The 15838-nt window shown below is 37.8% G+C and carries 16 protein-coding genes and 1 riboswitch; of the genes, 15 read left to right on the forward strand and 1 reads right to left on the reverse strand.

All coding sequences use genetic code 11. The annotated features are described in order from the left end of the window. Nucleotide 1 precedes the first annotated feature (1 nt). Nucleotides 2–715, forward strand: a complete 714-nt coding sequence (locus RMR19_RS09810) for an RloB family protein (RefSeq protein ID WP_310603317.1) — start codon at nt 2–4, stop codon at nt 713–715. 43 nt (nt 716–758) lie between these two features. On the opposite strand, the gene RMR19_RS09815 is transcribed toward RMR19_RS09810, so the two are convergent. Beyond that, nucleotides 759–1886 (reverse strand): cobalt-precorrin 5A hydrolase, encoded by a 1128-nt coding sequence (locus RMR19_RS09815; protein ID WP_310603318.1) that lies wholly within the window; start codon nt 1884–1886, stop codon nt 759–761. A gap of 266 nt (nt 1887–2152) precedes the next feature. Further along, nucleotides 2153–2338, forward strand: a riboswitch (cobalamin riboswitch). Between the two features lie 124 nt (nt 2339–2462). Here RMR19_RS09815 and RMR19_RS09820 point away from each other — a divergent pair. The 14 genes from RMR19_RS09820 to RMR19_RS09885 all read left to right on the forward strand — a co-directional run bounded on the left by RMR19_RS09820 (nt 2463) and on the right by RMR19_RS09885 (nt 15750). After that, nucleotides 2463–3227: an energy-coupling factor ABC transporter permease gene (locus RMR19_RS09820; protein ID WP_310603319.1), complete on the forward strand. Its 765-nt coding sequence runs from the start codon at nt 2463–2465 to the stop codon at nt 3225–3227. Continuing rightward, entirely contained in the window at nt 3220–3513 is a 294-nt protein-coding gene (locus RMR19_RS09825; RefSeq protein ID WP_331654698.1) for an energy-coupling factor ABC transporter substrate-binding protein, read from the forward strand. Before RMR19_RS09820 ends, RMR19_RS09825 begins: the two co-directional genes overlap by 8 nt. After that, nucleotides 3510–4283, forward strand: coding sequence for a cobalt ECF transporter T component CbiQ (gene cbiQ, locus RMR19_RS09830; protein ID WP_310603321.1), 774 nt, complete (start codon nt 3510–3512; stop codon nt 4281–4283). The genes RMR19_RS09825 and cbiQ overlap by 4 nt, the downstream gene beginning before the upstream one ends. Further along, nucleotides 4280–5113 (forward strand): energy-coupling factor ABC transporter ATP-binding protein, encoded by an 834-nt coding sequence (locus tag RMR19_RS09835; RefSeq protein ID WP_310603322.1) that lies wholly within the window; start codon nt 4280–4282, stop codon nt 5111–5113. Before cbiQ ends, RMR19_RS09835 begins: the two co-directional genes overlap by 4 nt. Nucleotides 5114–5209: 96 nt before the next feature. Beyond that, complete coding sequence (locus tag RMR19_RS09840; protein ID WP_310603323.1) at nt 5210–6001, forward strand: sirohydrochlorin cobaltochelatase; 792 nt, start codon at nt 5210–5212, stop codon at nt 5999–6001. Nucleotides 6002–6603: 602 nt separating this feature from the next. Next, a complete protein-coding gene (gene cbiD, locus RMR19_RS09845) occupies nt 6604–7719 on the forward strand; it encodes a cobalt-precorrin-5B (C(1))-methyltransferase CbiD (protein WP_310603324.1) in 1116 nt (371 codons plus the stop codon). A gap of 1 nt (nt 7720) precedes the next feature. After that, entirely contained in the window at nt 7721–8476 is a 756-nt protein-coding gene (locus tag RMR19_RS09850; protein ID WP_310603346.1) for a precorrin-2 C(20)-methyltransferase, read from the forward strand. Continuing rightward, a complete protein-coding gene (cobM, locus tag RMR19_RS09855; protein WP_310603325.1) occupies nt 8477–9232 on the forward strand; it encodes a precorrin-4 C(11)-methyltransferase in 756 nt (251 codons plus the stop codon). A gap of 325 nt (nt 9233–9557) precedes the next feature. Beyond that, nucleotides 9558–10292 (forward strand): precorrin-3B C(17)-methyltransferase, encoded by a 735-nt coding sequence (gene cobJ / locus RMR19_RS09860; protein WP_310603326.1) that lies wholly within the window; start codon nt 9558–9560, stop codon nt 10290–10292. A gap of 43 nt (nt 10293–10335) precedes the next feature. Further along, nucleotides 10336–11568 carry a precorrin-6Y C5,15-methyltransferase (decarboxylating) subunit CbiT gene (gene cbiT, locus RMR19_RS09865; protein WP_310603327.1) on the forward strand — a complete coding sequence of 411 codons (1233 nt, stop codon included), beginning with the start codon at nt 10336–10338 and terminating at the stop codon, nt 11566–11568. Nucleotides 11569–11894: 326 nt separating this feature from the next. Continuing rightward, nucleotides 11895–13304 (forward strand): cobyrinate a,c-diamide synthase, encoded by a 1410-nt coding sequence (locus tag RMR19_RS09870; protein WP_310603328.1) that lies wholly within the window; start codon nt 11895–11897, stop codon nt 13302–13304. 90 nt (nt 13305–13394) lie between these two features. Further along, complete coding sequence (gene cobT, locus RMR19_RS09875) at nt 13395–14465, forward strand: nicotinate-nucleotide--dimethylbenzimidazole phosphoribosyltransferase (protein WP_310603329.1); 1071 nt, start codon at nt 13395–13397, stop codon at nt 14463–14465. Next, complete coding sequence (locus RMR19_RS09880) at nt 14462–14992, forward strand: bifunctional adenosylcobinamide kinase/adenosylcobinamide-phosphate guanylyltransferase (RefSeq protein WP_310603330.1); 531 nt, start codon at nt 14462–14464, stop codon at nt 14990–14992. Before cobT ends, RMR19_RS09880 begins: the two co-directional genes overlap by 4 nt. After that, nucleotides 14986–15750 carry an adenosylcobinamide-GDP ribazoletransferase gene (locus RMR19_RS09885; RefSeq protein ID WP_310603331.1) on the forward strand — a complete coding sequence of 255 codons (765 nt, stop codon included), beginning with the start codon at nt 14986–14988 and terminating at the stop codon, nt 15748–15750. Before RMR19_RS09880 ends, RMR19_RS09885 begins: the two co-directional genes overlap by 7 nt. Nucleotides 15751–15838: the final 88 nt, after the last annotated feature.

Below are 15838 nucleotides of genomic sequence, written 5' to 3' on the forward strand. Positions count from 1 at the left end.
AATGGCGCCAATAAGAACATACTCCAATTGGAACAACCGTTCATCTAATGCGGGAGAACAGATTGAACCGTATAGGCATTATTATTTTATCTGCGAGGGAAAGAATACAGAAAAGTGGTATTTTGAGAAGTTTATTGATATAAGAAAATCCCTTTCAATACACTCAGAGATTGATATTTCGTATTTAGAAAAAACAGAAGAGCATGAAAACTTGTCTTCACCTAAGGAATTAATAAAATTTGCAGATGAACAAAAGAATGGTAAGATTCCTTTTGATCCTAAATTTGATAAAATGATTGTTGTATTCGATGCTGATATTTTTGAAAATCAACAGAATAACTATGAAGAAATAATTGAGTTAGGAAAGAAAAGAAACATACTAGGGGTTACCAATCCTAGTTTTGAATTATTCTTATTATTACATTTTGAAGGGGCAGTTGATGAAATCATTCTGCCTGACAGCGAAAACATTATAAAAAATGAATGGGTAGGTACTGCTAATAATAGAAGAAGGTATATTGAAGATATCTTTCGGAAAAAAGCTAAAATGAGGCCAAAGTCAAATATGGCTATTGGGGAATTAGCAAATCATGTGCTCACAGCAATAAGTCAAGAAAAGAAGCTTAATAACAACATTGAATTGTGTAAAGGTATTGTAACATCCAATATAGGTATTATTATTCAATCTATTATTGATGACCAATGTAATGATTAGATGTGCAATGGACAAATTATTTGCTAGTGCTCTTCAATAAAAATCAAAAATCAAAGACAATATTATATGGAGATATAACAGCAGCGATGGTAACGCCATTTTCTGCTGTTTTTCTTATGATAAATTTTCCTTGAGGTTTTTGATATAGGGCGGCTCGTTCGCAAACGTTATTGACACCAGTTATGGATTGGACGAAGCTTGAGGGGGTGAAATCACCTTCTAAAGAAGCAAGTTCTTCGGCTGAATTGGTGATAAAAGGTAGTCTGTATTCTTGACAGAGGGTAAGCAATCCTTCCTCGTTTGCTTTTAGGTCAATGCTTGCTATTTGCTTTACGGCATGGATAGAGATGTTGTGTTTGCTTAGTGTTTGTAAGACCGTGGATTTAATGGTTTCTATTGGCGTTCCCTTTTTGCAGCCTATTCCTAGTGTTATGATTTTAGGGATTAGATGGAGGTTTTCTTGGAAAATTGTTTTGGAGTCATCTAGTCCAATTATGATGCCAAGGGAAGGTGGTGCACTATAGGAAGGCGTTGAACCGATTAGTATCGTATCATTTGTGGATGAATCCTTTAAAATGTTTGGTATAGTATTAGTGGCAGAGTAAAAAATTAATTCATTCGGTATTTGTGATTCAATTGAAAAGTCACTGTATAATCCAATTTTTTGCCCGTCAAGTATGTCACTTGAAACTTGTTTTGCTAGTTTCATATTATCAATAAACATATTATTCTTTGTTGCAAAGACATCAACAGCACAGAGATTATTCAAATCTGTAGCGGTTGATATAATTGGTGTAGCATGAATCCAGTCAGCAACCTGTTTGGTAAGCTCATTACCGCCACCAATATGACCAGATAGTAAAGAAATCGCATATTGTCCAAGTTCATCAATAACAATAACTGCGGGATCTGTTGTTTTACTCTCTAAGAAAGGTGCAATCGAGCGAACGGCAATCGCACAAGCACTAACAAAGATAATGGCATCTACGTTATGAAATGTTTCTTCTAATTGTCTTGAAAGTGGTTGCTCTAGTTTGGTAATTAAATCGGGAAGCTCTTGTTTTACTGTTGTATAGGAGATACATTGGTCTCCATTCTCTATTATATTCTTATGTAGCTGACTGCTGAGGGCAGCAGCTTTTCTTGTGAATGAGAAAAGTATATAGCGCATGAATGCATCTCCTTTTTCTAATTTATTTGGCGTTGATGTCGCTATTTATATAGTGCATAAAAATCAGCTTCTAAGTTTTCTATCTATTTCCTTTTCAAAAAAATACTGAATCTCTTCTGTCATTCTTTTTTTCTCTTCACTAGTAAATTTAATTTTATCTATTCTATTCATATTTTCATTTCTCCTCAATATTTTCTTTATTATAATGTTTATGTCGTATATTGACAAGCAGAAATCCACATGTTACCCTAGTTAAGTAAATTCAATATAGTTTTTTATCTTTAGGATTATTCATGGATTATCCATGAATGGGGAAGCAGGTTAGAATCCTGCGCAGTACCCGCTGCTGTATGGGAATAGGAGTGCTTCATTATGTCACTGTGAATAATGGGAAGGCGAAGCACTGTGATTGACGCCCAAGCCAGAACACCCGACTGAAGATGAATTTGCAAGGTTACGGGGATATAACCAGGTAGTTAATTAGAGAGCAAGGAATGAAACAATACCTCCTCTCTTTCTTTTCGTACCTGTTGTTGTGTCTTAAAGGTAAGAAGTAGAAAGAGAAGGAGGATTTTTATGTCTAAAAATCAGAAACATGTTTTTAGGGCATCTATTTTGGTTGCCCTTATTCTAGGTGTTGCACCAGCAACATCAGCAATGCACATTATGGAGGGATTTCTACCACTACGCTTTTGTGTTATGTGGGGAGCTGTATGTATTCCGTTCCTAGTGTATGGTGCATTTTCAATTAGTAAGCAATTAAAGAAAAACAGAAAATTGCTACTCATCTTTGCTATGGCGGGTGCTTATGCATTCGTACTATCAGCACTCAAAATCCCATCAGTAACAGGAAGTAGTTCGCATCCTACAGGTACTGGACTTAGTGCAATTCTATTTGGGCCAGGAGCAACTGCTTTCGTTGGTATTATCGTGTTATTATTCCAAGCAATTTTACTTGCACATGGAGGTTTAACAACTCTTGGTGCAAATACATTTTCAATGGCGATTGCTGGACCAATTGTTTCGTATCTTATCTATAAAATAGTAATCAAATGTAAAGGTTCTCGCTATGTAGCAGTATTTCTAGCAGCGGCACTCGGAGATTTGTTTACCTATATGGTGACTTCATTGCAACTTGGACTTGCATTTCCTGCTACAGATGGTGGTATCTGGGCTTCCGTTGTTAAATTTATGGGCGTGTTTGCTATTACACAAATACCACTTGCGATTATTGAAGGTTTCTTAACGGTAGTTGTTGTTATCGCATTTGAATCATTTGCTAAGACAGAATTAGAGGAACTTGGATTAGGAAAAGGAAAGGGGTTGCGTGAAGTTGAGTAAGAAAAAGATAGTTATCATATTACTTGTGTTATGTGTGTTAATTGCTGTAATACCATTAGCGATGAATCGAGATAGTGAATTTGGTGGAGCAGATGGCCAAGTCGAAGAAATTATCTTAGAGATTAATCCAGAGTATGAAGCTTGGGCAAGTCCTGTTATGGAACCACCAGGTGGGGAGACAGAATCACTATTATTCTGTTTACAAGCAGCACTTGGAGCTGGTGTTTTTGGATATGGTCTTGGTGTTTTAAGAGAAAGAAGTCGTAAGGAGAAGGCATCTCTATGATTATGATGGATAAGTGGGCATACAGCTCGAAGTTAAGAGGAAAAAATACATATAGTAAGGTACTTTTTGGAGTAAGTAACTTATTACTATGTGTTTTGTGTCGAGATTGTATGGTTTCCTTATGTATATTTATCATGATGTTTTCACTCGTTGTTTTAGGAGGAAAGATGCAAGTTAAGACATATCTGCGATTGCTTTGTATACCACTAATTTTTTTAGTAATAAGTACAGTAACGATTGTGTTTGAATTCGGACATACAGCATCGACAGATATTCTTATATCTTTGGCAAGTGGTCATATTTATATGACCACATCTTCTTTATCAAGAGGAATTATACTGTTTGCATCCTCATTTGCATCAATTACTTGTTTGTATTTTATTGCATTAACAACACCAGTAATTGATATGATTCAAGTGTTTCGAAGCCTCCACATTCCTAAGATTGTGATAGAATTGATGTATCTGATATATCGCTTTATATTCTTACTATTAGAAACAGGAAATGCAATTATAGTAGCACAGGATTGTAGACTAGGATACAAGGACGGAAAGACTTCTAGGCAATCAACAGCTAAGATGGGTGGAGTCTTGTTCCTACGTGCATATCAAAAGGCAGATGCATTGTTTACTGCAATGGAATCAAGAGGTTATGATGGTGATATCGGTGTGCTAAGTACAATTGAGCGACCGACAATACAGGAAACAATTATGGTGATTAGTGTGATTATAATAGAGGGAATCGTTTGTTATATATGGACAAAAATATGATAGAGATAAAAAATTTAGATTTTGAATATGAAGATGGAACAATGGCATTACAAGATGTGAATCTAACAATCAAAAAAGGTGAAAAGATTGCTATTATGGGGCCAAATGGTTCGGGAAAATCAACGTTGTTTCTATGCTTGAATGGAGTACGTAAGCCAACGAAGGGAAGCATCTTAGTAAAAGGCGAGCCGATTATATATAATAGAAAAGGTCTAAAGCAACTGAGACAAAAGATTGGAATTGTGTTTCAGAACCCGGACAATCAATTATTTAGTGCAGATGTTTTTCAAGAGATTTCTTTTGGGCCTATGAATCTCGGACTAGACAAAGAAGTTGTAAGAGAACGTGTAGAGGATGTTATGAGTTCTCTTCATATAGAACATCTTAGGAAAAGACCGACACATTTTCTAAGTGGTGGACAGAAAAAGCAAGTAGCGATAGCGGATATCTTAGCGATGAATCCAGAGGTTATATTGTTTGATGAACCGACGGCAGCACTGGATTCCTATCATAGCCGAATCGTGAGTAAATTGATTGATGAACTATGTGAGTCAGGAATTACGGTTATTCAGGCGACACATGATAGCGATTATGCAATGGCATGGGCGGATCAAATTGTTGTTATCAGTGATGGTAAGTTATTAGCAAAAGATACGCCACAAAATATATTTGGGAATGTGGAGTTAAGAACAAAGGCATATATCGAAGAACCAAATGTTATGAAGGTGTATCATTCGTTATGTGAAGCGAATGTGATAGATGAGTTGAAGGAATGTCCAAGGTCTATTGAGGCGTTGGTAGGTGAAGTTGAAACTATTTTCTATATGTAATGAATACCCGTCCTTTAAGCAAGAAGTTTACACAAGCTAAATTGAGTTTCGCAATTACCTAATATATGTAGTTCATAAAGAGGAGTTTATAGAAGAATGAAGAAAGCAATTTTAGTAGTTAGTTTCGGTACAAGCTATGAAGATACAAGAAAGAAAACAATAGAAGCAATTGAACAAAGAATTGCAGGGGCATATGAGGATTATCAAGTATTTCGCGCATTTACAAGTAAAGTTATTATCAAGAAATTACGAGAGCAAGAGAATCTATATGTACCAACGATAAAGGAAGCAATAGAGCAGTTGCTTGATGAGGAATACACAGATGTGATTATTCAACCAACTCATGTTATCAATGGAATTGAAAATGAGAGTATGTTAGAGGATTTATCGGATTATGTAAAGCAATTTAACAGTGTTCGAATAGGAAAACCACTACTATCAGATACAGGGGATTATAAGCAGTTAGTAAACTGTATCATTGAAGAAAATCATGTTGGAGATGATAAAGCAATTTTGCTTATGGGTCATGGGACGAGTCATCATGCAAATGCAGTTTATCCAGCGATTGATTATACATTTCGAGCAGAAGGATATTCAAGAATCTTTATGGCAACTGTGGAGGGATATCCAACACTTGAAGATGCGATGGGACTTATGAAAATGAGTGGTTGCAAAAGTGTATTACTTCTTCCATTCATGATTGTTGCAGGAGAGCATGCGAAGAATGATATGGCTGGAGAGGAAGAGGATTCATGGAAGTCCATTCTTGAAGAGGCAGGATATGAAGTGGAATGTAAATTGCAAGGTTTAGGTGAACTTGAAGTGGTACAAGATATGTTTGTACGACATGTGGAGGAAGCAATAGTTTTTGAAGCAAAACTTATTTAGGTTTTCTAGGCTTCTTCGCTACTGTACTTTAACACAAAACACGCTACACACCTAAGGACTTCTAAGTGTGTACGAGTGGTGTCAAAAAGTTACGGAATCGCCCTCGATTCGGCATCCTGCCTTAGGGCGTCTCTGAAAAATCATTGCATTGTTCTGCCCCCTCCACTCAGCGGTCTGAAAGCTCAAAATTCAGTCAATGTAGCCCACTACATCTCCTGAATTTTGAACTTCCATCCCACTAAGTGGAGTGAACAGCCCAGTACAAGCATTTTTCAGATACACCCTAGCTCAGGCTGACTCGGCGTCCATGCCTCGTCTTCCTAAGTTACTGTTGTACACACTAAGAAGTTCTAAGGTGTTTCGCTATTGTTTTTTAGTTAAAGTACAGCATCGAAGAAGCAAGGGAAGATAACGAAGTTTTGCATATCTACTTTGCTGGTGCACAAGTACAGAAAAGCTTTAGTCAATAACTATTTACGACATTGTTAACATTAAGTTAGGACAATGATAAAGAAGTGATAGACAAAATATACTACTTAAAGTGAGTTCAAGCTGACATCATTGTAATACTACAAATTCATTAATAGGCGGGAGGATTTAAAGTGAAATCAGAGATATCTACGGATAAGAAAAAACGACTTCGCAGTGGTTACACAACAGGGAGTTGTGCGGCAGCGGCTGCGAAGGCGGCTGTTTGTATGCTGTTGGAAGATTGCGATATAACGAAGGTATCTTTGCTGACTCCCAAAGGTATTATGCTACATCTGGAGGTTGAAGATATTCACAGGGAAGATAATGTGGTACGGTGTGCCATTCGTAAAGACAGTGGAGATGACCCCGACGTGACAAATGGAATATTAGTATATGCGGTAGTTAGGAGAGTGCAAGGAAATCAAATTACGTTAGATGGTGGTATTGGTGTTGGAAGGGTGACGCTTTCTGGATTATCGCAAAAGATTGGGGAAGCCGCGATTAACAAAGTACCAAAACAGATGATTCTGCACGAGGTTGAAGAGGTTTGTAGACAAAGTGGTTATGATGGTGGTTTAGAAGTTGTGATTGAGATACCTCAAGGTGTGGAGATAGCGAAAAAGACATTTAACCCAAGACTAGGGATTGTAGGTGGGATATCAATTTTGGGTACAACAGGAATTGTAGAACCTATGAGTGAAAGCGCATTAATTGATTCCATTAAGTTAGAGATTAAGGTTAAGAAGGCGAATCAACAAGAAGTATTGATTCTTACACCGGGTAATTATGGTGCGGACTTCTTGAGTGAAACGCTTCATATCGATATTGATAAGGCTGTGAAATGTAGTAATTATATAGGAGAAGCCTTAGATACAGCAGTAGAAGTTGACTATAGGAGAATTCTTTTAGTTGGACATATTGGTAAATTAGTTAAACTTGCCGCAGGAATTATGAACACGCATTCAAGACAAGCAGATGCGAGAATGGAAATATTTTTGGCAAATGCGGCATTAGAGGGTGTTGAATTGGCGACATTACAAGCACTAGAAAAAGCAATTACAACAGATGAGATGATATCTATATTAGAAAAAGTGGGACATTTAGAAGGTGTTATGAAGAGAATTCTGAGCCGAATAGAACTTCATGTGCAACATAGAGTGGGTTCGAATATTGATGTTGGAATAGTTGTATTTTCGACGAAGCATGGTTTACTTGCTCAAACAGAAGGAGTAATAGATGGATTGTAAAGTGAAAGGTATATTATACGGAATAGGAACAGGGCCGGGAGACCCGGAGTTATTGACATTAAAGGCGGTTCGTTTGCTAAAGGGAAGTGATATTATTGCGATTGCAGTTACAGATAATTCATTAGAAGAGCCGTTTATAGAATATAGAGAAGAAGCAGTAAGTAATGAAAAATATGATAACTATCGTAACGGTTGTGTTGCATACAACATAGCAGTTCAAGGTGTACCAGAAATCGCAAGCAAAGCAATCTTATATGTACCAACCGTTATGACGAAGGATAAAAAGAGATTAGAAGAAGGATATGACAAAGCCGCAGAAGCGATTCAAGATTTACTGAATGAAGGAAAGCAGATTGCGTTTATCACATTAGGTGATCCAACAGTATATTCAACCTATCTCTATGTACATGCACGTATTGTAAAAGCTGGATATGAGGCACAAATAATAAGTGGAATACCTTCTTTTTGTGCCGCATCAGCGAGAATGAATCAAGGGTTGGTAGAACGTTCAGAACAGTTGCATATCATACCGGGTTCTTATGGAGTAGAGGAAGCATTGACGATGAGTGGCACGAAAGTTTTTATGAAAGTAGCAAGTAAAATGCCGATGGTAAAAGAATATATTCGTACCCATCATAATGACGTAGTTATGGTTGAAAATTGTGGTATGGAGGACGAAAACATTTACACAAGTTGCGAGGACATACCAGATGATGCAAGTTATTATTCCCTGTTAATCGTGAAGGAGGAAAAATAGATGGTTCAATTCGTAGGAGCAGGCTCAGGCGCTGCTGATTTGATTACGGTAAGAGGGCAACGTTTATTAATGGAAGCAGATGTAATTATCTATGCTGGTTCATTGGTGAATCCAGAGTTGTTAGAATATAAGAAGGAATCTGCCGAGGTATACAATAGTGCATATATGACTTTGGAAGAAGTAATTGAAGTGATGGTATGTGCATATCAAGATAATAAGAAGATTGTCAGATTGCATACAGGTGATCCTTGCCTATATGGTGCAATAAAAGAGCAGATGGATGAACTAAAGAAGCATGACATTCCATACGAAGTTTGTCCGGGAGTTAGTTCGTTTTGTGGTGCGGCTTCTGCATTGCAAGCAGAATACACATTACCCAATGTATCGCAATCTGTAATTATTACTCGTATGGCTGGCAGAACACCAGTCCCAGAGAAAGAGGAAATAGCGAAGTTAGCTGGGCATCAAGCGACGATGGTGATTTTTTTAAGTACAGGTTTACTAGAACAATTGCAGGCAGAACTATTAAAAGGCGGGTATCCTATAGGTACGAAAGCTGCAATTGTGTATAAAGCTACTTGGCCTGATGAAAAAGTGTATCGTTGTACGGTTGAAACATTAGCACAGACTGCGAAAGAAAATGATATAACAAAGACAGCACTTATTGTAGTGGGAAATGTATTAGATGGAGAGTATGAACGTTCGGAACTATATAATCCGGCATTTACTACAATGTTTCGTGAGGCGAGTGAGTAATTGCGAAACTCTACTTTATGTTTCTGAGCTTCTTGGTTAACATACGCTAACACAAAACACGCTACACATCTAAGTCCTTCTAGGTGTATACGGATAAATCTTTAAAAGTTACGGAAACACCTTCGATTCGGCATCCGGCCTCAGCTCAGGCTGGCTCGGCGTCCATGCCTCGCCTTCCTAGGTTGTGTAGTATACACCAAGAAGGGCTACAGATGTTTCGCTATCGTTTTGTCTGTTATCGTATGTTAACCAAGAAGCAGTCTAATGTATCGAGAGTTTCGCAAGTACCTAAATTATGATTAACAAATAAAAGGGGAGAGTCATTATGAGTAAAATATATGTAGTAGGAATCGGGCCTGGGGCTTATGAGCAGATGACAATTCAGGCAGCTAGAATTTTAGAGTCTTGCGATGTAATTGTTGGCTATACAGTTTATGTTGATTTAGTAAAAGAGCATTTTGCAGATAAAGAGTTTATAACAACGCCGATGAAACAGGAAGTAAAACGTTGTGAATTAGCGTTTGAAGAGGCAAAAAAGGGTAAGACAGTTGCTATGATTTGCAGCGGTGATGCAGGTGTATATGGTATGGCTGGTTTGATTTATGAAGTAGGGGAGAGATATTCGGACGTTACTATAGAAATCATAGCAGGCATTACCGCAGCACTTTCTGGTGCAAGTGTGCTTGGAGCACCATTAATTCATGATTTCGCAGTGATTAGTCTTAGTGACCTTCTTACTCCTTGGGAGAAGATTGAAGCAAGACTTAGAGCGGCAACAGAAGCAGACTTTTCCGTTTGTCTATACAACCCTTCAAGTAAGAAAAGGGCAGACTATCTAATGAAAGCCTGTGACTATATGTTAGAGTACAAGTCACCAGAAACGGTTTGTGGATATGTACGCAATATCGGAAGAGATGGGGAAGCGTTTACGGTACTTACGTTACAAGAGTTGAGGGAAACTGATGTTGATATGTTCACAACGGTATTTATAGGGAATAGCCAAACCAAAATAGTTGCAGGAAAAATGGTAACACCTAGAGGTTACAGGGAAGTGTTATAAGGATTCAAGTATTTCACAATTAAAATAAATGGGGAGAAATCAGATGGATAAGAAAGTATATCTTATAGGAATTGGCATGGGTGCGGAGTGCTCTTTGACTGGAGAGGCTGTAGATATTCTTCGTCAGGTTTCTGTTGTGATTGGTGCGAAGCGTATGGTAGATAGCTTTCAGAATACTTCTATATGGAGGGAAAGAGAAGAGATGGGAACTCTTCCAGAGGTTTATGTTGAATATGATGCTTCAAAGATTAAATCGTATGTGAAAGGTTTAAATCATTCGTTAGTGGCGATTCTTCTCTCTGGTGATGTTGGTTTTTGTAGTGGAGCGAAAAAATTATTGCAGGCGTTAGAATTTTGTGATGTTAGGATGATTTCGGGGATATCTACGGTAGCATATTTGGCATCTAAGTGTAGAATTTCATGGGAGGATATGTGCTTAACTTCACTTCATGGAACATCGAATGCGATTGTTAATCGAGTACATCATAATACATATACATTTGCTCTATTGGGTGGTAAGAACAGTATAAATGAACTTTGTGGATTGTTGTTAGAATATAGCATGACACAGGTAAAACTTCATGTAGGTGAGTGCTTATCTTATCCAAATGAAATGATTCAGACAATAAATATTGAACAAGGCTATACAGGTGAGCAACAGGAGTTAGCAGCAGTGATTATTGAAAATCCGAATCCTTGTAGTGGAATGGATTTAAGTATTGATGATGAAGAATTTATTCGTGGTAATGTACCAATGACAAAGGCAGAAGTTCGAGAAGTAAGTATAAGTAAGCTAAAGCTAACAAAAGATGCAATTTGTTATGATGTGGGAGCTGGGACAGGTTCTATCGGAATTGAAATAGCATATAAGTCACCAGATATCGAAGTTTATGCGATAGAGAAAAATCCAGAAGCAATAGAGTTGATAAAACAGAATAAAAGAAAGTTTTGTGTGGATAACCTAACGATTGTAGAAGGTCTTGCACCACAGGTACTTGAGTCATTGCCAGCACCAACACATGTATTTCTTGGAGGGACGACTGGGAATTTAGAAGATATCGTTCATACAATATGGAAGAAGAATCCGAATACTCGCATTGTATTAAATGCAATTGCACTTGAGACAGTAGCACAAGCAGTAGAATTTGAGAAAAAACATCCAGAGATTTTGAGTGAAGTCATTCAACTTCAAGTTTCTAAAGCGAGAACATTAGGAAACTATCATATGATGACAGGGCAGAATCCGATTTATATAATTACATGGCAAAGAGAATGACTGGTAATTGCAAAACTCAATTTATTTTGTGTAGGCTTCTTGATTAACATACGCTAACACAAAACACGCGACACATCTAAGTACTTCTAGGTGTATACAGATAAGATATACAGAAGTTACGGAAACGCCCTCAATTCGGCATCCTGCCTCAGTTCGGGCTGGCTCGGCGTCCATGCCTCGCCTTCCTAGGTTATAGAGTATACACCAAGAAGTGCTATAGATGTTTTGCTATTGTTTTTTAGTTAGCGTACGTTAATCAAGAAGCCGTCAAGTATATTGAGAGTTTTGCAATTACCTATGATTATAGACAGAAAGGAAGCTTTAGATTGAACAATACAGGCAAACGAAATGTTAAAGTTCCGAGAGTAATGATAACAGGAATTGCAAGCGGAAGTGGGAAAACGACGATGGTTTGCGCAATACTACAAGAGTTAAAACGTCGCAATTTGGCACTTGCTGCGTGTAAATGTGGTCCAGATTATATCGACCCGATGTTTCATAGAGCTATCACAGGTGCAAAGACAGCTAATTTGGATCTATTCTTTACACCACCTGAAACGGTACGAGAGATTTTATATCAAAATAGTATTGATACAGATATAACGATTGTTGAGGGGGTAATGGGGTATTATGACGGAATGGAGCTAGGGAAAGATACCGCCAGCTCCTATGATGTTGCAAGGCAAACGAAAACACCTGTAATTGTAGCAATTTCCTGTAAAGGAATGAGCTTGTCACTTGCCCCGATTATTCAAGGAATTGCACAGTTTCGTGAGGACAGTAATATTCAAGGGATTCTTCTAAATGGAATTCAGAAAGCAATGTATGAAAGAATTAAGCCTGTTATTGAAGAACAGACAAACATAGCAGTTGTTGGTTTCTTGCCACCTTTAACTAATTTTCAATTAGAGAGTAGACATCTTGGTTTGGTAATGCCTGATGAAATAGGGAATCTACAAGAGCAGTTAGATTATCTTAGTGGGATTGCAAGAGATAGTATTGATATAGATTTGATTCTTCAAATTGCGAAGAATGCGCCAGAGTTTGAGGTGGAAGAAACTACGGAGACTGTGGCAAGTAATTTGAACATAGAAAAGCCAAGTGAAGTAGAAAAGAAACCACTTCGAATTGGCTATGCCTACGATAAAGCATTTTGTTTCTACTATCAGGAAAATCTTCATATGCTTCGCAAGATGGGAGCTACATTAGTACCATTTTCACCACTAAAGGATAAAGAACTACCAGAAAATCTTGATGGATTATTACTAGGTGGCGGTTATCCAGAAGTGTATGCAAGGGAACTTGAAGAAAATAAAAGTATGCGAGAATCTATTTATCATGCAATTCAATCTAATATGCCATGTATGGCGGAATGTGGTGGATTTATGTATCTGCATGAACAGATGCAAGGTAAGGATGAAGCATGGTATGAGATGGTAGGTGCAGTTAAAGGGGAATGTTTTAAGACAAAGCGATTAGTACGTTTTGGCTATGTTACAGTAACGGCGAATGAGCAAAACGCATACTTAGATAAAGATGAAAGCATTCGAGGACACGAGTTTCATTATTGGGATAGTACAAACACAGGCGAGGATTATACTGCGACGAAAACGTCTTCGGCAATCTCTTATCCAACAATGCATGTTAAGGATAATCAATTGTATGGATATCCACATCTGTATTATCCAAGTAATCCAAGAGCTGCGAAACATTTTGTGGAAATGTGCAAGAGATAGAAATGCATAAGAAATAGAAACTGTAACGATGGAGTGTAGTTTCAAAAGAGGGCGAAAAATAAAAAATGCAGAAAAGAAGGGGGGAACGTTATGTTAGAGGAGTCTTTATGGAAGAAGATTAAAGAAATAAAACCAAGAGATGAAATAGCAATCGAGAACGCAAGAAACCATTGGCTAAATATAGCGAAACCACTATTTAGTCTAGGAAAATTAGAAAAAGCAGTAATAGATATCGCTGGTATGAAGGGAACGTGTGACTATAAACTTGATAAGCGTGGTCTGCTAATATTTTGTGCGGATAATGGAGTTGTTGCAGAAGGAGTTACGCAGACTGGTCAAGAAGTGACAGCGATTGTATCAGACAATTTTTCGAAAGGGAATACAAGTGTGTGCAAGATGGCACAGATTGCGAAAGCAGACGTGATGCCAATTGATATCGGCATTGCAGTTGATGTTCCAAGTATTACAAAAAAAGAGTTGAAAGTAGCATACGGAACAAAGAACATGACCAAAGAAGCAGCAATGACAAGAGAAGAGGCGGTGAAAGCAATTCTTATCGGAATAGATGCAGTGAAGCAATGCAAAGAGACAGGCTATGAAATTTTAGCTACTGGTGAGATGGGAATTGGAAATACAACAACAAGTAGTGCCGTTGCATCCGTATTACTACATAAACCTGTGGAACTTGTTACAGGAAAGGGCGCAGGGCTTACGAATGAAGGCTTAGAGCGAAAAGTGCAAGCGATTAAGAAAGCAATTGAGATAAACAAACCAGATGCTAACGATGCGATAGATGTACTTTTGAAAGTTGGAGGACTTGATATCGCTGGGATTGTTGGTGCGTTTCTTGGAGGAGCATTGTATCAGATACCGATTGTAATAGATGGATTTATCTGTGCGGTTGCGGCACTCATAGCAGCGAGAATAAATACATTTGCAAGAGATTATATGATACCATCTCATGTTTCGAAAGAGCCGGCTGGGAAAATGGTTTTGAAGGAACTTGGGTTAGAACCATATATTACATGTGATATGTGTCTAGGGGAAGGCACTGGAGCAGTAGTAGTATTGCCGCTACTTGATATGGGACTGGCAGTATATCGTGAAATGAATACATTTGCAGATATTAATATAGATAATTATGAGGTGTTTGATAAATGATGACACTAGTTACAGGTGGGAGCGGAAGCGGAAAATCGGAATTTGCTGAGAACCGAACGTTAGCTTATAGTAAAGAGGATTTAATCTATATAGCGACAATGGTTGCATTTGATAAAGAGGCAGAACGAAAGATAGCAAGACATAGAGAAATGCGAAAAGAGAAGAATTTTACGACAAGAGAATGTTATGTGAATTTGAAATCATTAGAACTGAAGCAGGAAAATACGGTCTTACTTGACTGTATGTCAAATCTAGTTGCCAATGAGATGTACCAAGAGAATGGGTCACATGAGGATACTGTGAAACAAGTGATTGATGGTGTAATGGCGATGAAAGAACAGGTAAAGAACGTGGTAATTGTGACAAATGAAGTATTCAGTGATGGGGTTATCTACGATGAAGAAACAAATAGATATATAGACTATCTTGGGGCGATTAACAAAGCGTTGGCTGAGATGGCAGATGAGGTAATAGAAGTAGTATATACAATACCGATTTATCATAAGGGAGGAATGCTGAGATGTTAGCTGCATGTATCATTGCATTTTCAATGTATTCAAAAATACCAATGCCACGAGTTGATTGGAATGAGAAAAATATGAAATACGCATTTTGCTTCTTTCCTCTTGTGGGGGCAGTACTTGGAGCAATTGTGTATGGAATTGGTACGTTATTGTTACATATTCATGTTGGGAGTTTATGTTTTGCAGCGTTAATGAGTGTGATACCGATTTTTTTTACAGGTGGTATCCATGTTGATGGATTACTAGATACATTAGATGCACTTCATTCCTATGGAGATAGAGAGAAAAAGTTAGAGATTTTGAAAGACCCTCATACGGGAGCATTTGCGATTATTGGAGCAATGTGTTACTTTATCTTGTCACTAGGAGCATGGAGCGAGATTCCAAGCAGAGGACTTCCCGTTATAGCGGTTGCGTATGTGTTAACAAGAGCATTAAGTGGATTAAGTGTTGTAACATTTCCACTTGCGAAGAATACGGGGCTTGCAGCAACATTCTCAGATTTGTCACATAAAAGTCGTGTAAAAGTCACGATGATTGTGTATAGTGTGATCTGCTCTGCTGTGCTATTGTGGATAGATTGTTTTCTTGGAATAGGTATAATTGTTTGCTCATTACTTATGTTTGGCTACCATTATCATGTGTCTAGGAAACAATTTGGTGGAATAACAGGAGACTTGGCGGGGTATTTTCTGCAACTGAATGAATTGGTAACATTACTATGGGTTGCAATTGCTTGCGGAATAGGAGGGATAGCGTAAGGAAAGCTTTCAATCTTACTTTCTAGAGCTGGCAGATTGGCGAACTAACATAGGGAGTAGTAGAAGATTTTGAGACCGAAAGGTCTCT

Source organism: Anaerosporobacter sp., from assembly GCF_031551385.1.
Lineage (GTDB): Bacteria > Bacillota > Clostridia > Lachnospirales > Lachnospiraceae > Anaerosporobacter.

Excerpts from the sequence above, each read along its gene's own strand:
- RMR19_RS09820 (WP_310603319.1), top strand. The coding sequence starts at position 2,463 with ATGTCTAAAAATCAGAAACATGTTTTTAGGGCATCTATTTTGGTTGCC.
- RMR19_RS09810 (WP_310603317.1), top strand. The coding sequence starts at position 2 with ATGGCGCCAATAAGAACATACTCCAATTGGAACAACCGTTCATCTAAT.
- RMR19_RS09880 (WP_310603330.1), top strand. The coding sequence starts at position 14,462 with ATGATGACACTAGTTACAGGTGGGAGCGGAAGCGGAAAATCGGAATTT.
- RMR19_RS09840 (WP_310603323.1), top strand. The coding sequence starts at position 5,210 with ATGAAGAAAGCAATTTTAGTAGTTAGTTTCGGTACAAGCTATGAAGAT.
- cobM (WP_310603325.1), top strand. The coding sequence starts at position 8,477 with ATGGTTCAATTCGTAGGAGCAGGCTCAGGCGCTGCTGATTTGATTACG.
- cobT (WP_310603329.1), top strand. The coding sequence starts at position 13,395 with ATGTTAGAGGAGTCTTTATGGAAGAAGATTAAAGAAATAAAACCAAGA.
- RMR19_RS09885 (WP_310603331.1), top strand. The coding sequence starts at position 14,986 with ATGTTAGCTGCATGTATCATTGCATTTTCAATGTATTCAAAAATACCA.
- cobJ (WP_310603326.1), top strand. The coding sequence starts at position 9,558 with ATGAGTAAAATATATGTAGTAGGAATCGGGCCTGGGGCTTATGAGCAG.
- RMR19_RS09815 (WP_310603318.1), bottom strand. The coding sequence starts at position 1,886 with ATGCGCTATATACTTTTCTCATTCACAAGAAAAGCTGCTGCCCTCAGC.
- cbiT (WP_310603327.1), top strand. The coding sequence starts at position 10,336 with ATGGATAAGAAAGTATATCTTATAGGAATTGGCATGGGTGCGGAGTGC.
- RMR19_RS09835 (WP_310603322.1), top strand. The coding sequence starts at position 4,280 with ATGATAGAGATAAAAAATTTAGATTTTGAATATGAAGATGGAACAATG.
- cbiQ (WP_310603321.1), top strand. The coding sequence starts at position 3,510 with ATGATTATGATGGATAAGTGGGCATACAGCTCGAAGTTAAGAGGAAAA.